The sequence below is a fragment of the Stenotrophomonas sp. K-6 genome (assembly GCF_056861555.1).
Genome location: NZ_JBSPUC010000001.1, coordinates 62,330 through 84,054, shown reverse-complemented (window position 1 = coordinate 84,054; position 21,725 = coordinate 62,330). Strand labels below are relative to the sequence as shown.

At 67.2% G+C, this 21,725-nt stretch carries 20 protein-coding genes; 8 read left to right on the top strand and 12 right to left on the bottom strand.

Features of this window, described 5'->3' with window-relative positions:
* Positions 1–7: 7 nt before the first annotated feature.
* The 3 genes from AC13F7_RS00360 to AC13F7_RS00350 form a co-directional block, all read right to left on the bottom strand.
* On the bottom strand, positions 8–1,294 hold the full coding sequence (locus AC13F7_RS00360) for an ABC transporter permease (protein WP_481466896.1): 1,287 nt from the start codon (positions 1,292–1,294) through the stop codon (positions 8–10).
* 31 nt (positions 1,295–1,325) lie between these two features.
* Positions 1,326–1,718 carry a hypothetical protein gene (locus AC13F7_RS00355; protein WP_482998899.1) on the bottom strand — a complete coding sequence of 131 codons (393 nt, stop codon included), beginning with the start codon at positions 1,716–1,718 and terminating at the stop codon, positions 1,326–1,328.
* Positions 1,719–2,248: 530 nt separating this feature from the next.
* Positions 2,249–2,872, bottom strand: coding sequence for a hypothetical protein (locus tag AC13F7_RS00350; RefSeq protein ID WP_482998898.1), 624 nt, complete (start codon positions 2,870–2,872; stop codon positions 2,249–2,251).
* 294 nt (positions 2,873–3,166) lie between these two features.
* Here AC13F7_RS00350 and AC13F7_RS00345 point away from each other — a divergent pair, with 294 nt between their 5' ends.
* The 5 genes from AC13F7_RS00345 to hemF are packed head-to-tail and all read left to right on the top strand — an operon-like array spanning position 3,167 to position 9,255.
* Positions 3,167–5,533, top strand: coding sequence for a S9 family peptidase (locus AC13F7_RS00345; RefSeq protein ID WP_482998897.1), 2,367 nt, complete (start codon positions 3,167–3,169; stop codon positions 5,531–5,533).
* A 7-nt stretch (positions 5,534–5,540) separates the two neighbouring features.
* A complete protein-coding gene (locus tag AC13F7_RS00340) occupies positions 5,541–5,981 on the top strand; it encodes an NUDIX hydrolase (RefSeq protein WP_482998896.1) in 441 nt (146 codons plus the stop codon).
* Positions 5,982–6,011: 30 nt separating this feature from the next.
* Complete coding sequence (locus AC13F7_RS00335) at positions 6,012–6,611, top strand: hypothetical protein (RefSeq protein WP_482998895.1); 600 nt, start codon at positions 6,012–6,014, stop codon at positions 6,609–6,611.
* A 51-nt stretch (positions 6,612–6,662) separates the two neighbouring features.
* Complete coding sequence (locus tag AC13F7_RS00330) at positions 6,663–8,306, top strand: hypothetical protein (protein WP_482998894.1); 1,644 nt, start codon at positions 6,663–6,665, stop codon at positions 8,304–8,306.
* Between the two features lie 52 nt (positions 8,307–8,358).
* Positions 8,359–9,255, top strand: a complete 897-nt coding sequence (gene hemF, locus AC13F7_RS00325) for an oxygen-dependent coproporphyrinogen oxidase (RefSeq protein WP_481466882.1) — start codon at positions 8,359–8,361, stop codon at positions 9,253–9,255.
* Here the strand turns inward: hemF and AC13F7_RS00320 are convergent, their stop codons facing one another.
* Together AC13F7_RS00320 and polA are read right to left on the bottom strand one after the other, a co-directional pair.
* Positions 9,256–9,729 carry a DUF421 domain-containing protein gene (locus AC13F7_RS00320; protein ID WP_123729821.1) on the bottom strand — a complete coding sequence of 158 codons (474 nt, stop codon included), beginning with the start codon at positions 9,727–9,729 and terminating at the stop codon, positions 9,256–9,258. It lies immediately after the preceding gene.
* Positions 9,730–10,085: 356 nt separating this feature from the next.
* Positions 10,086–12,857 (bottom strand): DNA polymerase I, encoded by a 2,772-nt coding sequence (gene polA / locus AC13F7_RS00315; protein WP_482998893.1) that lies wholly within the window; start codon positions 12,855–12,857, stop codon positions 10,086–10,088.
* Positions 12,858–12,954: 97 nt separating this feature from the next.
* Between polA and AC13F7_RS00310 the strand changes: the two genes are divergently transcribed.
* Both AC13F7_RS00310 and AC13F7_RS00305 read left to right on the top strand, forming a co-directional pair.
* Positions 12,955–13,236 carry a DUF2782 domain-containing protein gene (locus AC13F7_RS00310; protein WP_070470027.1) on the top strand — a complete coding sequence of 94 codons (282 nt, stop codon included), beginning with the start codon at positions 12,955–12,957 and terminating at the stop codon, positions 13,234–13,236.
* A gap of 82 nt (positions 13,237–13,318) precedes the next feature.
* Positions 13,319–13,558: a hypothetical protein gene (locus AC13F7_RS00305; protein WP_482998892.1), complete on the top strand. Its 240-nt coding sequence runs from the start codon at positions 13,319–13,321 to the stop codon at positions 13,556–13,558.
* A gap of 41 nt (positions 13,559–13,599) precedes the next feature.
* On the opposite strand, the gene AC13F7_RS00300 is transcribed toward AC13F7_RS00305, so the two are convergent.
* The 3 genes from AC13F7_RS00300 to AC13F7_RS00290 all read right to left on the bottom strand — a co-directional run bounded on the left by AC13F7_RS00300 (position 13,600) and on the right by AC13F7_RS00290 (position 14,998).
* Positions 13,600–14,046 carry a universal stress protein gene (locus AC13F7_RS00300; protein ID WP_482998891.1) on the bottom strand — a complete coding sequence of 149 codons (447 nt, stop codon included), beginning with the start codon at positions 14,044–14,046 and terminating at the stop codon, positions 13,600–13,602.
* A gap of 75 nt (positions 14,047–14,121) precedes the next feature.
* A complete protein-coding gene (locus AC13F7_RS00295) occupies positions 14,122–14,691 on the bottom strand; it encodes a sugar O-acetyltransferase (protein WP_482998890.1) in 570 nt (189 codons plus the stop codon).
* Positions 14,692–14,740: 49 nt separating this feature from the next.
* Positions 14,741–14,998 (bottom strand): hypothetical protein, encoded by a 258-nt coding sequence (locus AC13F7_RS00290; protein WP_482998889.1) that lies wholly within the window; start codon positions 14,996–14,998, stop codon positions 14,741–14,743.
* Between the two features lie 214 nt (positions 14,999–15,212).
* Between AC13F7_RS00290 and AC13F7_RS00285 the strand changes: the two genes are divergently transcribed.
* Positions 15,213–15,944 carry a ThuA domain-containing protein gene (locus AC13F7_RS00285; protein ID WP_482998888.1) on the top strand — a complete coding sequence of 244 codons (732 nt, stop codon included), beginning with the start codon at positions 15,213–15,215 and terminating at the stop codon, positions 15,942–15,944.
* On the opposite strand, the gene AC13F7_RS00280 is transcribed toward AC13F7_RS00285, so the two are convergent.
* From AC13F7_RS00280 to cls, 4 genes are all read right to left on the bottom strand, one after another.
* Positions 15,945–16,499 (bottom strand): hypothetical protein, encoded by a 555-nt coding sequence (locus tag AC13F7_RS00280; RefSeq protein ID WP_481466868.1) that lies wholly within the window; start codon positions 16,497–16,499, stop codon positions 15,945–15,947.
* A 120-nt stretch (positions 16,500–16,619) separates the two neighbouring features.
* Positions 16,620–18,809 carry a DNA helicase II gene (gene uvrD, locus AC13F7_RS00275; RefSeq protein ID WP_481466866.1) on the bottom strand — a complete coding sequence of 730 codons (2,190 nt, stop codon included), beginning with the start codon at positions 18,807–18,809 and terminating at the stop codon, positions 16,620–16,622.
* A 63-nt stretch (positions 18,810–18,872) separates the two neighbouring features.
* Complete coding sequence (locus AC13F7_RS00270; RefSeq protein WP_482999468.1) at positions 18,873–20,264, bottom strand: FAD/NAD(P)-binding protein; 1,392 nt, start codon at positions 20,262–20,264, stop codon at positions 18,873–18,875.
* 36 nt (positions 20,265–20,300) lie between these two features.
* On the bottom strand, positions 20,301–21,719 hold the full coding sequence (cls, locus tag AC13F7_RS00265) for a cardiolipin synthase (RefSeq protein WP_482998887.1): 1,419 nt from the start codon (positions 21,717–21,719) through the stop codon (positions 20,301–20,303).
* Positions 21,720–21,725 lie beyond the last annotated feature (6 nt).

Below are 21,725 nucleotides of genomic sequence, written 5' to 3'. Positions count from 1 at the left end.
CTATTCCCTATGGACTTGTTGCGATCTGCTGTACCGCGACCTGGCGCGTGCAGAGCCGAAGTGCCGGCACGGCTGCACACGCAAGTGCGGCCGCAACGCCGATGAGCAGGGCGAGCCCGGCAGTGACCGGCTCGACCACCGTCAGCGTGGATGCGACCACACGGCTGGAGCGCACGAACTCCATCCCACCCACGTAAACCACGACGGCAACCACGCCGCTCAGGGCACCTGCAACGGCCGCTTCAAGCAGCAGCTGAACCAGAACATCAACGCGCCGTGCGCCGATGGCGCGGCGGATCGCCATTTCATGCCGACGGCGGTCGAGGGTGAGGTAAAGCAGCGCGCCAGCATTCGTCACGCAGACAGCCAGCAACAGGTAGGACAACCAGAGCTGGATCCGCGTATCGGGCGGGACCAGTCCCTTCAGATCCAGCCAATCGGCCATCCTCCAGACCTTGGCCTGGTCCGCAGGGAGCTCACGTGACAGCGCGTGGGTACGCAGCATCTGTTCGTACTGCCGCACATCGTCGGTGGTCGGAAGCCACGTCCAGAGCTGCAGCCAGGCCATCGTCGGGCCCAACCGGGGTGTATCACCGCCATCACCCCAGGCCGAGACGCTGCCATCCACCACCAAGTCGTCCGCTACCGCGGCCGCCAGCGGCAGAAACACCTCGTCCGGCTCGGCAAAGGCGCTGCCCGGCAAGTCTGCGTGATACATCGGGACCGGATGCCAGGGCTTGGTTACGCCGATGACGCGGTAGGAATGCCCATCCAGTTCAATGGTCGTGCCCAGGCAAGGCCCCGCACTGCACACCCGTGCGAGCAGCGGCGCGGTTACCACTGCCACGCGTTGTGCCCCCTCCCCTTCGGCGCGCGTCCACCCACGGCCTTGTTCGAGCGGTATTCCCAATACAGTGAACACGCCGTCGGTGGCGTAGCGCGCGCGGGCGTTGAAGGGCCGTCCGCTCGCATCCTTGACGGCAGCCCGGCCACCAGCCATCGCAACCTGCGGCCACTGCCTGCCCCCATCCAGCAACTGCCGCGCATCCGGCCATGTCAGATTGCCGCTCGCTTCGCCGCCCGCCCGACGCTGCGCTTCCGGCCTCACATCCAGCGCCGGACGGTACAGGTACCCACTGCGACCTGGCGCAGGATCATGCGTGATCTGGCGCACGATCGAATGCATGATCATCGTGCAGCCGACACCCGCGCCCAGAACCAGCGCTACGACGGCGTAAGCCATGGCGTTCTGCCGAAGGCGGCGCAACGCCAGCAGAGCGTAGTAGCCGATCATCTTGACCCCTGATTGCGCGGTAGGCGACCCATCAACACGAAGTCGCTCCTGCCGTTACGCCGCTGCCTCGGGGAACGGCGTAGGCGATACAGATGAACAGCATGATCGGGATCATTTCCTTCACGGTGATGCTCCGTTGGTGGATGTCAGTTACATAGATGCACGAACCGGAACATCGGTTGCAGTTGATTTCTTTGACTGCTTCGACTGGCGGCCGTCCGCGCGTGGCGTTGGCCATGTACGGACTGAAAGCACAGAACAGCGGCGGGGCATCCTCGCGCTCGTAGAGCAGCAGCTCGCCCATTTCGCTGGCAAATGCCTGGCGCGCCCCGTCGGCGATGTGCTGGTACAGCGATCGATCCACCTCCACATCTCCACGCGGAAACTGTAGTTCGATGTTGCCTTCGTGGTAGATGCACACCACGGGAGTGCCCTCTCGTGCGCCAGCGTGTTCGCGCGTTCGAGCAGCGGCGACAACGCGATATAGCTCCATAGGCCATGCAGATCGGCCGCTTGCAGGCGACGTCCGGCCTCGCAATGGTTGAAGTCGGAAACTCGCTTGATCACATAGGCATCGGTGAACAAGGCAAGCACTGCCTCTGGATCCGCTATGTCGGTCGGCGCATGGCCTTCACCCATGGCCCAGTGCGCTGATCTCATCCAGGTGAACGCAGGTGGCGCCGGGACGACCCCTCAGCATCTCGGCCACACCATCGGCGGGCTGGAATGCAATACGACGATGGCACGGCTCATGCGGCCCGCCGACGTTCCGGTTGTGGGATGTCTTTCTGCCCGTATCTCTTACGGATGCTGTCCTGCATGCAATCGACGATCTGAATGAAGCTCGGGGGCACCACCTCATCAAGCAGGAACGTACTGGGCAGCGACCGACCCAGACAGACGCCTACGGCGACATCCAGGCGGCGGCGTGCGGCCCGCCGCCTGCAGTACCACTCAGCGCTTGAACAGGCTTTCGTGCACCCAGCCGTCGTGGGTCAGGATCAGGGTGGCCTTGGAGGTCACGCTGTCCTGCGCGTGCTTGTCCAGCTCGGGGTAGGCGCTGCGCAGCGCGTCAGAACGCGCCCAATCGGCGCTGCCCTTGACCGTGTAGGTGTACTCGACGTGGGAGAGCTTGACCCCCATCAGCTCGCCCGGCTCGGTGAAGTTGGTCACGTCCTGCACCTTGTAAGCCCCGCTGCAGAAGGCGGAGCGCTGGACCAGGGTCTTCGGCGCCTGGGCGACCAGGGCACTCTGGCCGGCCGCCGTCGCCCGGTATTCGGTGGCGGGGCGGGTGCTGCTACCGAAGGGCTGCTTCACCTCGGTCGGGTGTGACGACAGCAGGCCCGCCTGGACCAGAGCATCGGCACGGGTCTTGTTCTGCGGGAACAGGTCCTGGTCGCCGAGCGTGAAGGGCACTTCGTTCGCCGGTAACGGGACACACAGCCCGGCCTGCCCGTCCAGATAGGCCTGGATGGCGCGACTGAAATTGGCCTTGGTTGCATCGCGCGGATTGCCACAGGCGCTGAGCGCCACGGCGGCGCCGGTCAACACGGCTGCGCGGGTGATCATCTTGAACATCGAATCGCTCCTTGAATGGATGTCCCCCTTGGATCCCCGGGGGTCACAGCCACCGTAGGGAGCCGGTTCCGGGCTGTCGACGCAGCAGTGCCGCAGGGCCTCCCGCATCAGGCAGGGCAAGGGCTTCGTCGTTCTGAGATGTGTCGGGATCGCCCTCATCCCGCGCACGGGCAGCCCCTTGGCGTCACGACGTTGCGGATGCTGGCGATGGGTCCGCGCCATGACCTGTGGCCCCCTCCGCCGGCCGTTGCGGCTGCTACGCTTGCCGGGTTTTCCTCATTGGTGCCGCCCGCAATGCCCAGAACGCTGCCTTTGTCCCTGTTGCTGCTCGCCGCCCTTGGCGGTGCTGCCCATGCGGCGCCGACGCCGATCACCATCGAGCAGGCCATGGCCGACCCGGACTGGATCGGTCCGCCGGTCGAGAGCGCCTGGTGGTCGTGGAACAGCCAGCAGGTGGAGTACCAGCTCAAGCGCAACGGCAGCCCGGTGCGCGATACCTTCCGCCAGCCGATTGCCGGTGGCGTGGCCGGACAGGTTGGCGATGACCAGCGCGGCACCCTGGATGTGGACAGCCCGGTCTACGACAGCGCGCGCCAGCGCTCGGCCTTCGTGCGCAACGGCGATGTGTTCGTGCGCGACCTGCGCAGCGGCGCGCTGACCCAGCTGACCCGCAGCACCGAGAAGTCCAGCGCGGTCAATTTCGCCCGCGACGGCGGTGTGATCTGGCGCACCGGCCAGAACTGGTTCCATTGGACGGCCGCGGCCGGCGTGCAGCAGGTCGCCAGCCTCAAGGCCGAAAAGAACCCGGATGACGCACCCAAGGCGGACACGCTGCGCGAGCAGCAGCTGCGCACCCTGGCCACGCTGCGCAACGACCGCGCCCAGCGCGACGCGCTCAAGGCGCAGGAAGCCAGCTGGCGCCGCGCCGATGGCACGCGCGCACCGAGCCCGGTGTATCTGGGCGCGGATGTGGAGATCGTCGACAGCGTGCTCTCGCCGGATGCGCGCACCCTGATCGTGGTCACCAAGCCGAAGAGCTTCGATGAGGGCCGCGGCGGCAAGATGCCCAAGTACGTGACCGAGTCGGGCTACGAAGAGTTCGAAGACACCCGCACCCGCGTGGGCCGCAACGATCCGGAGCCGAACGCGCTGTGGCTGGTCGATGCCGTCGCCGGCACGGTCAAGCCGCTGTCGTTGGACGGCCTGCCGGGCATCGGCACCGACCCGCTGGCCGCGCTGCGCAAGGCCGCTGGCAAGGACGCCCTCAAGGGCAACCGCCCGGTGGAAGTGCTGGGTGGCCCCGGCGCGCCCGGCATCCGCTGGAGCCCCGATGGTCAGCAGGCCGCGATCATGCTGCGCGCCAACGACAACAAGGACCGCTGGATCGCCAGCGTGACCCCGGCCAGTGCCAAGCTGGAGACGCGTCATCGCTTGACCGACAGCGCCTGGATCAACTGGAGCTTCAACGATTTCGGCTGGTCCAACGACAACCGTACGCTCTGGATGCTGTCCGAGGAATCCGGCTATTCGCATCTGTACACCCAGCAGGGCACGGCCAGGCCGCAGGCATTGACCGGCGGCAAGTGGGAAACCTCGATGCCCGTGCCCAGCGCTGACGGCCGCGGCTTCTACTTCCTGTGCAACCAGCAGTCGCCGGGCGACTATGAAGTGTGCGCGGTCGACACCGCCAGCAAGCAGGTGCGCGAGCTGACCTCGCTCAACGGCGTGGAAGACTTCTCGCTGTCTCCGGACGGCCAGCAGCTGCTGGTGCGTTACTCCGGTGCTTACCTGCCGACGCAGCTGGCCGTGGTGCCCGCCGCCGGTGGCCAGGCCAAGGTGCTGACCGACACCCGCACCGCCGAGTTCAAGGCGCGCGAGTGGATCCAGCCCAAGCTGGTGCAGGTGCCGTCCAAGCACGGCGCCGGCGTGGTCTGGGCCAAGTACTACGGTCCGGAGACCTTCGAGCCGGGCAAGCAGTACCCGATCGCCATGTTCGTGCACGGCGCCGGTTACCTGCAGAACGTCCACCAGCAGTACCCGGCCTACTTCCGCGAGCAGATGTTCCACAACCTGCTCGTGCAGAAGGGCTACGTGGTGCTGGACATGGATTACCGCGGCAGCGCCGGCTACGGCCGCGACTGGCGCACGGCGATCTACCGCAACATGGGCCACCCGGAACTGGAAGACTACAAGGACGGCCTGGACTGGCTGGTCGCCACCAAGCAGGGCGACCGTGACCACGCCGGCATCTACGGCGGTTCCTACGGCGGCTTCATGACCTTCATGGCGCTGTTCCGCTCGCCGGGCACGTTCAAGGCTGGCGCGGCGCTGCGGCCGGTGGTCGATTGGCACCAGTACAACCACGGCTACACCGCCAACATCCTCAACACCCCGGACATCGACCCGGAGGCGTATCGCAAGTCCTCGCCGATCGAGTACGCCGAAGGCCTGCAGGATCACCTGCTGATCGCGCACGGGATGATGGACGACAACGTGTTCTTCCAGGACTCGGTCAACCTCACCCAGAAGCTGATCGAGCTGCACAAGGACAACTGGACGATCGCGCCGTACCCGCTGGAACGCCACGGCTATGTGCGTGCCGATTCCTGGCTGGACCAGTACAAGCGCATCCTCAAGCTGTTCGAAGAGAACCTGAAGTAATCCATCGATGACGTCGGTGCCTACTGACGGGCAGCACGCCGCGGCGACGATCGATATCGTCGCCGCGGTCGTTTTCGATCCCGACGGCCGCGTACTGGTGGTGCGCAAACACGGCTCGGACACCTTCATCCAGCCCGGCGGCAAGCCCGAGCCCGGTGAAGCACCCTTGGTTGCCCTGGCGCGTGAGCTGCACGAAGAACTCGGTGTCGCCCTGGACCCTGCCAGTGCTGTGCCGCTCGGCCGGTTCGAGGCATGGGCGGTCCACGAAGCCGGGCACCGCGTACGGGCGCATGCCTACCTGGTGACGGTCATCGGCATGCCCCGCGCACAGGCGGAAATCGCCGAACTTGCGTGGGTGCCGCTGCACCTGCCGCATGGAGTGCGCTTGGCACCGTTGAGCGCAGACCATATCCTGCCTGCGGCCGCGAACGCGGTGGCTGCGACCTAGACGTCGCGGCCTGCCCAACCAGGACACCGGATGTCAGCGTCGCTTCCCCCGCAATTGCCCTCCCGCACGCCACGCCCCAGCGGGGATGGCGCGCCTGCCTTCCTCGCTCCGCTGCTCAAGTCCGTGCTGCTGGTCTGTGTGGTCACAGCCGCGATGTGGGCGGTGCTGGCACTGATTTCGATACCCCTGTCGGGCTCGGAGGCGCTGCAGGCGCTGCTCGCCGATGAGGACCTGCACTGGCTGCCTGGCTCGCTGCGCTGGCTGCTCACCCACCCGGTGCTGGCCAACGTGCTGCTGTGCGTGTCGAGCCTCTTGGGCGTTGCCGCATGCTGGGGCATGCTGCGTCGCTGGCGCTGGGCGTGGGCGCTGTTCATCGTGCTGCTGGCGGTCACCGCCGTGCTCAACGTGGTCGCCGCGTGGCTGCTGGATGATGCGTTCCGCCACCTGCTGGCGCAGATACCCGATGACACCCTGTCGATCGAACTGCTCAAGCTGCGCAGTGAGCTGCGCGTACAGCGCGTGATCTGCAGCGGCCTCGCCGGCGTGACCGCACTGGCGTTCGCGGTGCTGCAGGGCTGGCTGATCGTGCGCCTGTGCGCGGCCGATGTGCGTGCGCTGTTCCGCCGTTGACATGTTTCCCGCAGCGCCACGGTGCGCTGCACGACCTGCAAGGATGATCGTGTGACTGCTTCCCTCCCCCTTCTGCGCCGCCACGGCTGGCGCGCGACCCTGTTCACCCTGCTCACGGCGGTCAGCCTGCCGGCAGCGGCCCAGGCCGTCGTCTGTGGCACGTTCGTGGCCGAGGACAGCGGCACTACGTTGACCCTGCACAGCGCCAACGAGGGCGTTAGGCAGATTCCCGGCCAAGCGCCCGAGCCTTACCTCCTCAGCCGCATCGGTGACGAACTGAAGTTGGCCGACCTCGACAACGGCGGCGTCGGATCGCTGAACGTGCACGAAGGCGGTCGCCTGCTCAGCGACCGCTTCAACGAGTATCGCTTGCAGAAGGCGGCTACCTGCCGCCGAGCGACGGTGTTTCCGGCGGCGTCGTGCCGGGCCGAAATCGATACCTGCCTGAACGACACGCTCTTTGCCAGCAACGACCGCCTGCGGCAGTGGTGCCGCGAGGATGTCCCGGCCGCCTGCAAGCGCCTGCTCGCCAACTTCCAGACCGAAGCGCGCGAGGCCAACACACTGGCCGCGACCCAGGACAACGCACTTGATCCGCCCGAGCCCGAGGTCTGCAAGCCCGCGTCCGCGCAGTACGACCAGGCCGCCTGCCTGGACGCAGCGCGCGAGGCCATGGGCCAGGCCTTTGCCAAGGCACTGCTCGGTGGGCTTGCTGCAGCCGATGCATCGCCACTGCCGGCTGCGCAGCTCGATGAGATCACCACGCTCTGCCAGGCGCAGACCCAAGGCACTTTCTGCGCCAAGGCCGCTGAAGCGCTGTGGGAGGCCGGGCGCCTGGTTCCCGCCCGCGATGCGCTGCAACGGGCCTGCACCCAGGGCAAGGACCCGCGCGCCTGCGAGCGGGCGGCGCCGCTGGCCAAGCTGGATGCCAAGGCGCTGAGCCCGCTGGCGGCCACCGCCCTGCCCTGCGGCAGCTACGTGGCCAGCCAAGGCCTGATGGACCATCTTCCGTTCGGGGATGGCGGCATGATCGACAGCGGCTTCGGCGGCAAGCTGCGTGCGCGGCTGGTGGACGGCGACATCCGCGTACGCCACGACCAGGGCGACGACTTCGTGTTCAAGCGCCTGGCCAACGGCAACCTGATCGGCATGGACAGCTGGAACCGCTTCAGCTACTACGAGCACACCGGGCAAACGCAGCAGTGCAGCGCGCCGGTGGTCTTCGTCGAGACCCCGCTGCCGCAGGATTGCCCGACCCTGGGCCGCGAGGGCGGTGCCCAGGCCTGCTGTGCGGCGGGCAAGCTGCAGGGCTGCAATGCGGCCGGCCACCAGCTGGCACTGCGCGACCGCTGGGCCGAGGCCGCGCCGTTCTACATGACGCTGTGCACCGCCGGCGTCCGCGAAGGCTGCGAGAACCTGGCCACCGTCTACGAGCACACCGGTGACGAGGCGCTGCCCGAGCAGATGGCGGCCCTGTGCGCGAAGGACGGCAAAGGCACGCACGTGGCCTGCGATGTACACGCCACCCGCAACTGGGGCCTGATGCAGGTCAGCGCCGGACTGGAGCAGATCGCCGAGCGCATGGCGGCGGAGGCGGAGGAGGCGGAGGCGGAGGCTGGAGAAGATGAGGCGCCGGCCGACGCACCTGCCACGACGACGAAGAACAAAAGCAGCCTTCGCAAAAGCGGCCGTTGAACGCAGATGAGCACACGCAGGCCGTGCACCGGCCTGCGGTAAAGTAGCCCCCATGAACGACTTCGACCGCGTCCGCGCGTATCTGACCGACCTGCAGGACCGCATCTGTGCGGCGATTGAAACCGCCGACGGCCAGGCCCGCTTCGCCGAAGATCTGTGGCAGCGCGCGGAGGGCGGCGGTGGCCGCACCCGCATCCTGCGCGATGGTGCGGTGTTCGAGCAGGCCGGGATCGGGTTTTCCGACGTGGCCGGCACGCGCCTGCCGCCGTCGGCCTCGGCGAACCGCCCGGAGCTGGCCGGCGCCTCCTGGCGCGCCACGGGCGTTTCGCTGGTGTTCCATCCGGCCAATCCGTACCTGCCGACCACGCATGCCAACGTGCGTTACTTCCGCGCTGAACGCGATGGAGTAGCGGTGGCATCCTGGTTCGGTGGCGGCTTCGACCTCACGCCCTTCTATCCGATCGAGGAGGACGTGCGGCACTGGCATCAGGTCGCGCACGATCTGTGCGCACCGTTCGGTGAAGAGCGCTATGCGGCGCACAAGCGCTGGTGCGATGAGTATTTCTTCCTGCGCCATCGCAACGAGACACGCGGTGTGGGCGGCCTGTTCTTCGACGACCTGCACGGCGATTTCGAGCGCGATTTTGCCTATCTGCGTGCGGTCGGCGACGGTTTCCTGGACGCCTATCTGCCGCTGGTCGAGCGTCGCAAGGACACCCCGTATGGCGAGCGCGAGCGTGAGTTCCAGCTGTACCGTCGCGGCCGCTACGTCGAATTCAACCTGGTCTACGACCGCGGCACCCTGTTCGGGCTGCAGAGCGGCGGGCGCAGCGAGAGCATCCTGATGAGCCTGCCGCCGCGCGTGCGCTGGGAATACGGCTTCCAGCCGGAGGCCGGCAGCGATGAGGCGCGCTTGGCCGACTATCTGGTGCCGCGCGACTGGCTCTAATTACTTCTTCGGCACGATCGTGATGTGTCCGTTGATCTCCAGCACCGCCAGGGCAACGTCATCGATGGTCAAACAGCCCTGCTGACGCAGCGCGGCGTCCAGATCGGACGGGGTGACCAGCTCGCGCTTGAGCACCGAGTCGAGCACCTTGCCATCGCGCGCGATCAGCACCGGCTCGCCTTCGACCAGCGATTCGATCCGGCGGCTGCGCGTGGTCAGCCAGCCCACGCCGTAGTTGATCGAGATCAGCGTCGCCGCGAGCAGCAGGCCGCCGCCCAAGGAGGTGTCCTGGCCCAGCAGTGCGTTCTGCACCGCGTTGCCCAGCAGCACGATCAGCAACACGTCGAAGGGGGTGATCTGGCCCAGCGCGCGTTTGCCCGAGAGCCGCACCATGCCCAGCACCACCACGTACACCACCACCGCGCGCAGGATGAATTCCCACCACGGCATGGCCAATGCAAACAGGTCGCTCATCGTCTCTCCCGACTGGTCCAGCCAGCATGGGCCGGCACCCGGCCAGAGGCAATGGTGGCGCGTCGCGGGCGGCCGTTTTCCGGCGCCACAAATAAAAAGCCCCGCCAACCAGGGGGAGGTTAGCGGGGCCGGGGAACGGGCGCTTGGGGAGGAGCCCCCGTTCCGAGATCTGCTCCAGGGGATGGGAGAGATCCACAACAGGCATTGCGCCTGTCGAGGTCTATAACAACACTTCGAACATTGATAGTTCGTGAAGGGGCCCAATTAATACTGGGCTCCTCCCGGGAACATTCATCCAGCAGTCAGATTATTGGGAAGCAATGAACCAATTCAGCCTTTTGACTGTGATTCAGGCCTCAATGCGCCTCATCCCAGTTATCACCGACGCCAGCGTCCACCACCAGCGGCACGCGCAGTTCGGCCGCTGAAGACATCAGTTCAACCACTTTCAAACGCAAGGTGTCGAGGAAACTGCTTTCGGTTTCAAACACCAGTTCATCGTGCACCTGCAGAATCATCTTGGCCTGGTCGCCGTGGTCCTGCAGCCAATCGTCCACCTTCACCATGGCGCGCTTGATGATGTCCGCCGCGGTGCCCTGCATCGGGGCATTGATCGCCGCGCGTTCAGCACCGGCACGCAGCCCCTGGTTGCGGGCGTTGATGTCGTTCAGGTACAGGCGGCGGCCGAACAGGGTTTCCACATAGCCCTGGTCACGGGCCTGCTGGCGCATCCGTTCCATGAAGTCGCGCACGCCCGGGTAGCGGCTGAAGTACAGCGCTACGTAATCCTGGGCCTGACCACGGTCGATCCCGAGGTTGCGGGCCAGCCCGAACGCGCTCATGCCGTACATCAGGCCGAAGTTGATCGCCTTGGCGGCCCGGCGCTCGTTCGAGGTGACCTCCTCCAGGCTGCGGCTGAAGACTTCCGCCGCGGTGGCCCGGTGCACGTCCACGCCCTGCTCGAAGGCCCGCACCAGGCCGGGGTCCTCAGAGAGGTGGGCCATGATCCGCAGCTCGATCTGCGAGTAATCGCAGGCCAGGATCTTGCGGCCCGGCGGCGCCACGAAGGCGCGGCGGATACGGCGGCCGTCCTCGGTGCGGATCGGGATGTTCTGCAGGTTCGGGTCCGAGGAAGACAGCCGGCCGGTGGCGGCGCCGGACTGGTGGTAGCTGGTGTGCACCCGCCCGGTGTCCTGGTTGATCATCTCCGGCAGCTTGTCGGTGTAGGTGCTGCGCAGCTTGGCCAGCCCGCGGTACTCCAGGATCACCCTCGGCAGCTCGTGCTGTTCGGCGATCGCCTCCAGCGCCTCTTCATTGGTGCTGGGCTGGCCCTTGGGGGTCTTCACCAGCGCCGGCAGCTGCAGCTCGTCGAACAGCACGGCCTGCAGCTGCTTGGGCGAATCCAGGTTGAAGGTGCGCCCGGCAAGCTCGGTCGCCTTCTGCTGGGCGGCCAGCATGCGCGAGCCCAGGTCCTGGCTCTGCCGGCGCAGTTCGGCCATGTCGATATGCACACCATTGGCCTCGATGCGCGTCAGCACCGGCACCAGCGGCATCTCGATGTCGCGGTAGACGCTGTCCAGCGAAGGCGTGGCCTGCAGTTGTGGCCGCAGCGCGTGGTGCAGGCGCAGGGTCACGTCGGCATCTTCGGCGGCGTAGCGGCAGGCTTCGTCCAGGCCCACCTGCGAGAACGAGATCTGCTTGGCGCCCTTGCCGGCCACCTCCTCGAACTTGATGGTGGTGTAGCCCAGGTAGCGCATCGCCAGCGAGTCCATGTCATGGCGCGTGGCGGTGGAATTGAGCACGAAGCTCTCCAGCATGGTGTCGTCGTGGTACCCCTGCACGTTCACGCCGTGGCGGCGTAGTACGTGCAGGTCGTACTTGCCGTGCTGGCCAAGCTTTTTCTTGGACGGGTCTTCCAGCGCCGGGCGCAACGCCGCCAGCACCTGCTCGCGTGGCAGCTGGGCTGGCGCGCCGGGGTAGTCGTGGCCGACCGGGATGTAGGCCGCCCGGCCCGGCTCGACCGCCAGGCTGATGCCGACCAGGTTGGCGCGCATGGCGTCTAGTGCGTCGGTCTCGGTATCGAAGGAGATCAGCTCGGCATCGGCCAGGCGCTGCACCCAGGCATCGAGCTGCCCGGTGGTCAGCACCATCTCGTACTCGCCCGGGGCGGAGAGCGCCGGATCGACCGGCACCACCGCCTCATCCGGCGTGGCACGGGCGTAGCCGGCCGCAGTGCCGCGCAGGCTGACCGGGGCCTCGCTGGCAGCGGCCGGGGCAGGCACGGGACCGCCCAGCTCCTTCAGGGCCTGGGTGAAGCCGTAACGCAGGTACAGCTCGCTCAGCGACGGTACGTCCGGCTCGCGCAGCGGCAGCGTCTGCGCCGAGACCTCCAGCGGCACATCGGTGCGGATTGTGACCAGCTCGCGGTTGAGCGGCAGGCGCTCCAGCGCCGCGCGCAGGTTCTCGCCGATCTTGCCCTTCATGGTCGGCGCCGCCGCCATCACCCCCTCCAGGTGCTGGTACTCGGCCAGCCACTTGGCGGCGGTCTTGGGGCCGCACTTCTCCACGCCGGGCACGTTGTCCACGGCGTCGCCCATCAGCGCCAGCAGGTCGACGATCTGGTCGGCGCGCACGCCGAACTTCTCCATCACCGCCGCGTCCGAATCCATGCGGCTGCCGGTCATGGTGTTGACCAGTTCGATGCCCGGGCGGACCAGCTGGGCGAAGTCCTTGTCGCCGGTGGAGATGGTCACCTGCAGGCCATCGCGGTGGCCCTGCAGGGCCAGCGTGCCGATCACATCGTCGGCTTCCACGCCGGGAATGCGCAGGATGCTCAGGCCCAGCGCCTCGACGATGCGGCACATCGGCTCGATCTGCGGGCGCAGGTCGTCAGGCATCGGCGGGCGGTTGGCTTTGTAGTCGGCATACAGGTCGTCACGGAAGTTCTTGCCGGGCGCATCGACCACGAAGGCGACGTACTCGGGGCGCTCCTTCAGGGTGGCGCGCAGCATGTTGACCACACCGAACAGCGCGCCGGTGGGTTCACCGTGTGCGTTGGTCAGCGGCGGAAGCGCGTGGAACGCGCGATACAGGTAACTGGACCCGTCAATCAGGACTAATCGGCTCATGTGACGATTCTACGCGCCCGGCCCTGACCGTCGTCGGCACCGGCCTCACGATCCATCGGGCATAATCGGGCCCTCTTCGCCCAAGGACTCCCGGCCCATGAAGATTCTGTTGCTCGCAGGCGTGCTCGCGCTGGCTGGCTGTGCCACCGGTGGCGGCGGCAGGCCCCCGGTCGATGTCACCGGTGCCGATGTGGTCAAGACGGTCCAGGACAACGGCGACACGATCGAGGAATACCGGGTCGGCGGCCAGCTGCGGATGGTCAAGGTGACCCCGTCGCGCGGTGCCCCGTTCTACATGTACGACCAGAACGGCGATGGCCGCATGGACAGCGACAAGGACGGCGTCTCGCCGGTGTACTGGAAGCTCTACAGCTGGTGATTGCGGGCGTCGACCGCGCTGCTGCCTCGTTCCGTTACGGGGCAGGCCGGGCGCGGACCGCCTCCCTGCCTGCTCACGCTCGATGACCACCCCCGAACGCCGCCACGATCCGAATCCGGCCCAACTGCGCGCCGGCCTCACTGCAGAGCAGCGCCAGGCGGTAGAGACGCTGGAGCATTTCGGCTGGCAGCTGCGCTTCGTGCGCCGCCCGCTGTTCCGCGATCCGATCCCGGTGCTGTTCGACCGAAGCGGGGAGCGTTATGTCGTGCTGCAGCCGGATGGCACGCTGGATGAATCGCAGACGCTGATACTGCGCGATTGAGGGGCACTGCCGGCCGCCGGCCGGCACTACACGTTTCTCCGCTATCGGATGACCAGCACCGGCACCGTGCTGCGTGCCAGCACTTCGGCGGTCTGGCTGCCGAGCAGCACACGGGTCACGCCACGGCGGCCGTGCGAGGTCATCACGATCAGGTCGCTGCCGCGTTCGGTGGCGGTATCGATGATGCCGTCAGCGGCATAGCGGTCCAACACGTGCACGGTCGACGTACGCAGGCCCTGCGCTTCCGCGGCGGCCTTGGCCGGCTGCAGCACCTTCTGCGCGGCCTCTTCGCGATCGGCTTTGTATTCGGGCGTGTTCATGTAGCCCACGCTCCAGCCCATCGCGTCGTACATGCCCACCGCCCAGGGCTCGGAGACGGTCACGATATCGACCTCGGCATCGACGTCCTTGGCCAGCTCCAGGCCCTTGATCAGGCCTTTCTCGGCCAGCTCCGAACCATCGGTGGCAATCAGGATGCGCTTGTACATGGCAGAGCTCCTTGGGGTGTGCGATGGGATGATCACCATTGCACACCCGGTGTGGACGCAGTGCCTTGAGCTGGATCAATCGCCGTGCGCGCGCCGAGGCACCACCCGCGCAGGATTGCCCATCACGGTCGCGCCTGCGGGTACATCGCGGGTAACCACGCTGCCAGCGCCGACCACGGCGTCATCGCCGATGGTGACCCCCGGCAGCACGATCGCGCCGCCCCCGATCCACACATTGCGCCCGATGCGGACCGGCTTGGCCGACTCCAGGCCTTCAGCCCGCGCCTGCGGATCACGCGGATGATCGGCGGCATAGAGCTGCACTGCCGGACCAATCTGGCTGCCATCGCCGATGCTGACCTCGGCCACGTCCAGGATCACGCAGTTGTAGTTGAGGAACACGCCCTGCCCCAGGCGGATGTTGTAGCCGTAATCGCAGTGGAATGGCGGCCGGATCACCGCGCCCTCGCCGACCGCACCGAGCTGCTCGCGCAACAGCGCGCGGCGCACGGCCGGGGTTTCGGCCAGGGCGGCGTTGTAACGGACCATCCACACCTTGGCCGCGGCCATGTCGGCCTGCAACTCGGGATCACCGGGGCGGTAGGGCAGCCCGGACAGCATCTTTTCCTTTTCACTCGGACGCATATGACCTCCATCAGACAGAGGCCGATGATGCCGGTTGCGTGCTCGACTGTCAGCGCGTGCGGCGACGCGTGCCCAGCAGCGCGACCACCGCGAAGACGATACCGCTCAGCCAGAACCACAGTGTTGCCTGGCCGATGCACACCCCACTGGGCTGCGGCTGGCAGCGCAGGCGCAGCAGATCGAAGTCGCCGCCGTCGGCCAGGCAGACCTGCGCGTTGTGGAACAGGGCCAGCACCGGCTCGGCCCAGCCTGCCGACCATGTCAGCAGAACCAGTGCAGCAAGCAGATACGGAATTCCCTTGTTCACGAGTACGCTCCCAGCGGACAGGGGCAGACTCTGGGCGCAGGCCCGGGGTGCGACAAGCGCCACGCGACGAACTGTGTGAAATCCGGGATGAGTCGGGGGCGATCCGGGATGAAGCGTGACGCCCCGGCCATGCCCCACCCGGATCGCGCAGACGGGCGCGGCCGGTGCTGCAGCGCAGGACGGCGACGGGCAGCACCCGTGACAGACTTCGCGCATGCCTCGCCTGCCCATCGCCCTGCTGTGTGCGCTGCTCCTGCTGCCGATGCCGGGCCTCTCGGCCGCAGCCGGTCCGGACCGCGTCCTGATCTTCATCCGCACCGCCAAGTTCCACCACGACTCGATTCCTGTGGCCGTGGCGACGCTGCGCGAGCTGAGTGCCGAGGCCGGCATGACGGCGGATCAAAGCGACGATCCGCGCGATTTCCGCTCTGACAACCTTACCCGCTACCGCGCCGTGGTCTTCGCCAACACCACCGGCGATGTACTCGATGCCACGCAACAGGCGGCGATGGAGCAGTTCATCCGCAACGGCGGCGGCTTCATGGGCGTACACGCCGCGGCCGACACCGAGTACGACTGGCCCTGGTATGGCGAGCTGGTCGGTGCGTGGTTCCACAAGCACCCCGAGGGTCTGCAGAACACGCTTGTGCAGCCTGAGCATGACGGCAAACCGTCAGGCCCGGCATGGCCGATCCGCGATGAGCTCTACAACTACCGGCGCAATCCGCGTGGGAGGGTGCAGGTCATCGCGACGGTGGACGAAGCGCGCTACGACGGCGGCACCATGGGCGCCGATCATCCCATCGCCTGGTGCCGGCCCTTCGATGGCGGGCGCAGCTGGTACACCGGGCTGGGCCACGATGCGGCGGTATATGCCGACCCGAATGTGCGGGCGCAGCTGCGCCGTGGCCTGCGCTATGCAGCAGGCCACGCGCCGGACTGCTGATCAGGCAGTGCGCACCACGCGTGCGCCCTGGCACAGCGGATAATTCGCCAGCAGATCGGCGATGCGCGCGTGCATCGTGTCGAAGGAGGCGCCATACAGATACAGCGCGGTCTCGGTCGGGCCCTGCCACCAGCTGCAGATCTCGCCATGGCCTTCGATGCGCTCGACGATCTGTTCGAACACATAGTTCGAGTCGCACTGCTCATACACCTCATCGGGCAGATCGGTGCCGTTGAGATACAGCGCCAGGCCCTCTGTGACGCCGAACGGCTGATCGGGGGCGCCTTCGCGCTGGATCAGCGAGCCCTTCGGCGCACCCAGCTGCTCCAGCAGCTCGATCACGCCAGGCAGCGAGGCCGGATCGTTCAACGCGACCTCGATATCGCCGTAGTCCACTTCACCGTCTTCGGTCAGCGCGGTGCCGCCGCCGGTGATCTCGCCCAGCTCGGCACTGCCCAGCAGCGCATCGAGCGGATCTTCGAACAGCTCATGGCGATGCTCGGGCTGGAGCTTCGCATTCAATTTGACGGTGAGGTGCAGCGGCGAATCGGTCATGGCGGGGGCCTGTTCGAAAAGGATGCCGCCATTGTAGTGCCGGCCGTTGGCCGGCTCCCGACAAAGCCGCGGCAAAGAGCAGCCGGCCAGCGGCCGGCACTACCGGATGACGAGCGCTGCTCAGAGCACCGTCAAATTGGCGTACGCCATCACCAGCCACTTGCTGCCGGCCTCGATGAATTCCACCTGCACGCGGGCGTGCTGGCCGCTGCCTTCGTAGTCGGTGACCATGCCTTCGCCGAACTTGGGATGGTTGACCATCGCGCCCAGCTTCAGCGGCGGTGCTTCCAGCGCTGCGTGGCCCATCACCCGGTTGGCACCGAGCGAGGTGCCGCGCGAGACCTGCACCTTGGGGCGCACTTCGTTGACCAGCTCACGCGGGATCTCGCGCAGGAAGCGCGAGGGCACGTTGTAGTTGTCCTGGCCATGGATGCGGCGCGATTCGGCGTAGCAGAGCACCAGCTTCTGGCGCGCGCGGGTAATGCCCACATACGCCAGGCGACGCTCTTCTTCCAGCCGGCCGCTTTCTTCCAGCGAGCGCGCGCTCGGGAACAGCCCGTCTTCCATGCCGGCCAGGAACACCAGCGGGAATTCCAGGCCCTTGGCGGCGTGCAGCGTCATCAACTGCACGCCCTCTTCGCCGGCCTGGGCCTGGCCTTCGCCGGCCTCCAGCGAGGCATAGGCGAGGAAGGCGACCAGCTCGCTCATGTCCTGGGTTTCTTCGACATCGTCCTCGCGACGCACGAAGCGCGAGGCTACCGAGACCAGTTCGTCCAGGTTGTCCGCGCGCGATTCCGAATCCAGCGCGTTGCGGCTTTCCTTGGACCAGTGCTCGCGCAGGCCCGAACGCATCAGCACGTGGTCGATGCGTTCGGCCAGGGTCATCGTATCGGCTTCAGCCTGGAGCTGATTGACCAACACCAGGAAGCCGGCCAGCGCGTTGCGTGCGCGTGCGGCCAGTTCATTGCCCTGGGTGGTCAGCATGGTGGCCTCCCACAGCGAGATCGCGTGGGCGCGTGCGAGACGGCGCACTTCATCCAGGGTGCGGTCGCCGATGCCGCGCGTGGGCGTGTTGACCGCGCGTTCGAAGGCGGCGTCATCGTTGCGGTTGGTCATCAACCGCAGGTAGGCCAGCGCGTCCTTGATTTCGGCACGTTCGAAGAAGCGCATGCCGCCGTACACACGGTACGGCACCTGCTCGGAAAGCAGGGATTCTTCGAACGCGCGCGACTGTGCGTTGCTGCGGTAGAGCACGGCGACGTCGCCGTAGCTGCCGCCATCGCGCACCCACTGGCGCGCGCGTTCGACCACGTAACGCGCCTCGTCCATTTCGTTGTAGGCCGCGTACAGATCGATGGGATCGCCATCGCCGCTGTCGGTCCACAACTCTTTGCCGATGCGGTCCGGGTTGTGCGCGATCACGGCATTGGCCGCGCCGAGGATGTTGGCAGTGGAGCGGTAGTTCTGTTCCAGGCGAACGGTCTGCGCACCCGGGAAATCCTTCAGGAAGCGCTGGACGTTCTCGACCTTGGCGCCGCGCCAGCCATAGATGGCCTGGTCGTCGTCGCCGACCACGAACACGTGGCCGGTGTCGCCGGCCAGCACGCGAACGAAGGCGTACTGGATGGCGTTGGTGTCCTGGAACTCGTCCACCAGGATCTCGCGGAAGCGCGAGCGGTAGTGGGCCAGCAGCGCCGGGTTGTCGCGCAGAAGTTCATGCGCGCGCAGCAGCAGCTCGGCGAAATCGACCAGACCGGCGCGGTCGCAGCGCTCCTGGTAGGCGATGTAGGCCTGGCGCATGGTTTCCAGCCACGCGTCATGCGGCTCGGGCTGGATATGCTGCGGGCGGCGGCCCTCGTCCTTCTGCTCGTTGATCCACCAGGCGATCTGCTTCGGCGGGAACTTGCCGTCGTCGATCTCCAGCTGCTGGACCACGCGCTTGACCAGCCGCAGCTGGTCGTCCGAATCCATCACCTGGAAGCTGTCGGGCAGCTTGGCGTCCTGGAAGTGCAGGCGCAGCAGGCGATGGGCCAGCCCGTGGAAAGTGCCGATCCAGGCGCCGCGGCTGCCCTGCGACAGCTGCAGGTCGATGCGGTGACGCATCTCGCCGGCGGCCTTGTTGGTGAAGGTCACCGCAAAGATGCCATGGGTCGGCACGCCGCAGACTTCATTGAGCCAGGCGATGCGGTGGATAAGCACGCGGGTCTTGCCGGAACCGGCACCGGCAAGCACCAGATGGTGGCCGGGCGGGGCGGACACAGCTTCGCGCTGGGCGGGGTTCAACCCGTCGAGCAAGTGGGAAACATCCATGTCCCCATTTTACCCTCGGGCGGGTCGCTCCGGGTCGTTACGCGGCGCCCGGACCGAACGGGTTCAGCCGCGCGCGGCCTGTTCGGCCTGCACGCGCAGCTCCGGGATCGCCAGGCTCTCCCACAAGGTGCCGATGCGCAGGCTGCCGACCACCCGGATCGCCGGCTGCGGCTGGCCATGGCCATCGATCAGGGCACCGTCGTCCACGGTGGTATCCAGCCCCAGACCGTGCGGCCCCGGGCGGGCATACCCCTCGGCGAGCAGCTGCTGGACCAGCGGATTGCGCATCGACCGTGCGCGGGTCTCCACCCCGGTGGCGTTGATCACCGCGCCCACGGTCAGCGGCGGCAGGCCGCCGTCCGGGCTGCGGCCGTGCAGGTGGAGCCCACGCTCCTGCACCAGCAGCGTGTCCAGCCGCGCGCGGTGGCGCTGCAGCTGGCCGCTGCGCTCCAGTTCGGCCACCTGGGCGTGCACCGATTCGGCGATGCGATGGCGGTGCACGTCCCAATAGCGCACCACGTGGCGCAGGAAACGGCGCTGGTCGGCCTCGTTCAAGCTCAACCACAGCGCCTGCCCCATGGGCCGGATCCGGTCCATCACGCTCTGCCAGGGAATGCCCTGCGCCACTGCCGTGCGGGCCTGCCCACGCAGTTCGCGGACGCGCTGGCGCAGCGGCATCGCCAACAGCGGCTGAGGATCGAACGTGACGGCTGCGCCATGCGCCTGCGGCAAGGGCAGCAACGCGTGGCGCGACAGCACGTAGATGCGGCCACGATGACCGGCGGCCGCGAGGGCGACCACGCTGTCGGCCATGCTCAGGCCCGAGCCGATGATGGCCAGATCGTCGTCACCGGCCAGGACACGCACGCCGTCGTAGTCCCACGCCTCCACCGCCTGCGCGGGCGGCAGTGCGTCGGCCCCGGGCACCGGCAGCGGGCGCATGCTGTTGCCGCAGGCCAGCACCACGCGCTTCGCGCTCCACGTCACGTCGTCGTCGAGCCGCAGTTGCACGCCGTGTGGGGTGGGCATCAGCGCGAACACCGGCTGTTCCACTACCTCCAATGCCGCAGCGCTGCGCTCGCCTGCCTGCTCCAGCCGCTCACGCAGGTACGCGGCGTAATGGCGGCGCGGCACGAACTGCTCGGCCAGCACGTCGCGCGGCACGTCGGCAATCGCCTGGCTGTCAATCAGGTAATCAAGGAAATCCGCGGGCTGATCGGGCAGCCCGCTCATCTTGCCGGCCGGCACGTTGAGCAGATGCTCGGGCCACGGTGTTGCGTAGGCGATGCCTTCAGCGAGGACCGAGGCCGGCTCGAACAGCACGATGCGTGACGGCCGCGTCGCATGGCGCAGGGCCTGCAGCGCGACGAGGACGCCGGCAGCGCCGCCGCCGACGATGGCCAGATCACACTGGCGGTGGGTATCGGACGCAGTCATGTATCGATTGTAGGCGATGCGCGTGGACCGGCTGTCCACGTGCGTCACACCGGGCTACATCAGGGCATCGGCCAGCCGTGCGATGCCTTCGCGGCTGCGCTTCCACGCCGGCCGTTGCCGCCACGTCGCCAGTGCGAGCTGACGGGACTGTTGGAGATAATCGGCTTCGATCTGCGCCAGCTGTCGCACCATGCCCCGGTCATAACAGAGCATGCCGATCTCGGCATTGAGCGCGAACGAACGGATATCCAGATTGATCGAGCCGACCAGGGCGATGTCTTCATCGACGGTCAGGTGCTTGGCATGCAGGAAATGCGGTTCGTACAACGCGATGCGCACACCGCTGCGCAGCAGCTCATCGTAGTAGGCCTCCTGCGCCCACGAGGTCAGCCGCTGGTTGGTGCTGGCCGAGAGGATCAGCTGCACCTGCACGCCGGACAAGGCGGCGATGCGCAGCGCACTCAAGGTCGCCTCATCGGGTACGAAGTACGGCGTGACCAGCACGATGCGCCGACGCGCCAGATGGATCAGCGCGTTCACCGCATCGCGCGCGTTGCTGAAGGGGTACGCCGGGCCACTGGGGAGCAGCTGGGTCGGTACATCGGCCGAGCACACCGGCACCGCGGTGAGCACATCCAGGCGCTGCCCGGTTTCCATGTACCAGTCGCTGGCGAACACCGCTTCCAGATGCGCCACCACCGGCCCGCGCACGCGCGCCACCAGCTCCTTGTTCGGGAACCCCGCGACGAACTGCGCGCGCGCCAGGTTCTGTGAGCCAATGTAGCCGACGCGGTTGTCGATCACCGCGATCTTGCGGTGGTTGCGCAGGTCCATGCGGCCACTGCGGCGCCAGCGCAGCCCACCGGGCAACATCGCGCGCACGTCCACGCCGAGCGCCTGCAGGCGATGGCGATAGTGGCGCAGCCCACGCTTGGCACCCACCGCGTCGAGCAGCACGCGGCAGTGCACGCCACGCGCGGCTGCCCGCTGCAGCGCCTCGACGATGGCCTCGCCGACCGCATCGTCGAACATCAGGTAGTACAGCAGGTGCACACGTTCACGGGCCTGGTCGATGTCCTCGATCAGGGCCTGCAGCGAGGCATCGTAGTCATTGAGCAGATCCACCGCATTGCCGTGGATGGGCATGAAGTCGCCCTGGCGCTCGATCAGCGGCACGATCTCGGCGGTGGCCGTCTCCGGCGGCGGCGTCCAGCGCAGCGGTGGCTGCAGGGCCTGTTCCTCGCGAATTACCTGGGAGGCCTCGGCCTGGCGCTGCACGCGCTGGCGCGACAGCCAGGGATGACCGAACAGCAGATACAGCGGCAGCCCGAGCAGCGGCACGAAGCCGACCAGCAGCAACCAGCTGCGTGCGGCACCGGGTGTGGTGCGGCTGGGAATCCACAACAGCGCGGCCAGCCGGATCAGCCAATCCAGCATCAACAACCACGAACCCAGCAGCCACTCGAACAGCATCGCGTC

Bases quoted from the DNA above. Each gene is read 5' to 3' on its own strand.
- AC13F7_RS00360 (WP_481466896.1), bottom strand. From the start codon at position 1,294: ATGATCGGCTACTACGCTCTGCTGGCGTTGCGCCGCCTTCGGCAGAAC.
- AC13F7_RS00350 (WP_482998898.1), bottom strand. From the start codon at position 2,872: ATGTTCAAGATGATCACCCGCGCAGCCGTGTTGACCGGCGCCGCCGTG.
- AC13F7_RS00345 (WP_482998897.1), top strand. From the start codon at position 3,167: ATGCCCAGAACGCTGCCTTTGTCCCTGTTGCTGCTCGCCGCCCTTGGC.
- AC13F7_RS00340 (WP_482998896.1), top strand. From the start codon at position 5,541: ATGACGTCGGTGCCTACTGACGGGCAGCACGCCGCGGCGACGATCGAT.
- AC13F7_RS00335 (WP_482998895.1), top strand. From the start codon at position 6,012: ATGTCAGCGTCGCTTCCCCCGCAATTGCCCTCCCGCACGCCACGCCCC.
- hemF (WP_481466882.1), top strand. From the start codon at position 8,359: ATGAACGACTTCGACCGCGTCCGCGCGTATCTGACCGACCTGCAGGAC.
- AC13F7_RS00320 (WP_123729821.1), bottom strand. From the start codon at position 9,729: ATGAGCGACCTGTTTGCATTGGCCATGCCGTGGTGGGAATTCATCCTG.
- polA (WP_482998893.1), bottom strand. From the start codon at position 12,857: ATGAGCCGATTAGTCCTGATTGACGGGTCCAGTTACCTGTATCGCGCG.
- AC13F7_RS00310 (WP_070470027.1), top strand. From the start codon at position 12,955: ATGAAGATTCTGTTGCTCGCAGGCGTGCTCGCGCTGGCTGGCTGTGCC.
- AC13F7_RS00305 (WP_482998892.1), top strand. From the start codon at position 13,319: ATGACCACCCCCGAACGCCGCCACGATCCGAATCCGGCCCAACTGCGC.
- AC13F7_RS00300 (WP_482998891.1), bottom strand. From the start codon at position 14,046: ATGTACAAGCGCATCCTGATTGCCACCGATGGTTCGGAGCTGGCCGAG.
- AC13F7_RS00295 (WP_482998890.1), bottom strand. From the start codon at position 14,691: ATGCGTCCGAGTGAAAAGGAAAAGATGCTGTCCGGGCTGCCCTACCGC.
- AC13F7_RS00285 (WP_482998888.1), top strand. From the start codon at position 15,213: ATGCCTCGCCTGCCCATCGCCCTGCTGTGTGCGCTGCTCCTGCTGCCG.
- AC13F7_RS00280 (WP_481466868.1), bottom strand. From the start codon at position 16,499: ATGACCGATTCGCCGCTGCACCTCACCGTCAAATTGAATGCGAAGCTC.
- uvrD (WP_481466866.1), bottom strand. From the start codon at position 18,809: ATGGATGTTTCCCACTTGCTCGACGGGTTGAACCCCGCCCAGCGCGAA.
- cls (WP_482998887.1), bottom strand. From the start codon at position 21,719: ATGCTGTTCGAGTGGCTGCTGGGTTCGTGGTTGTTGATGCTGGATTGG.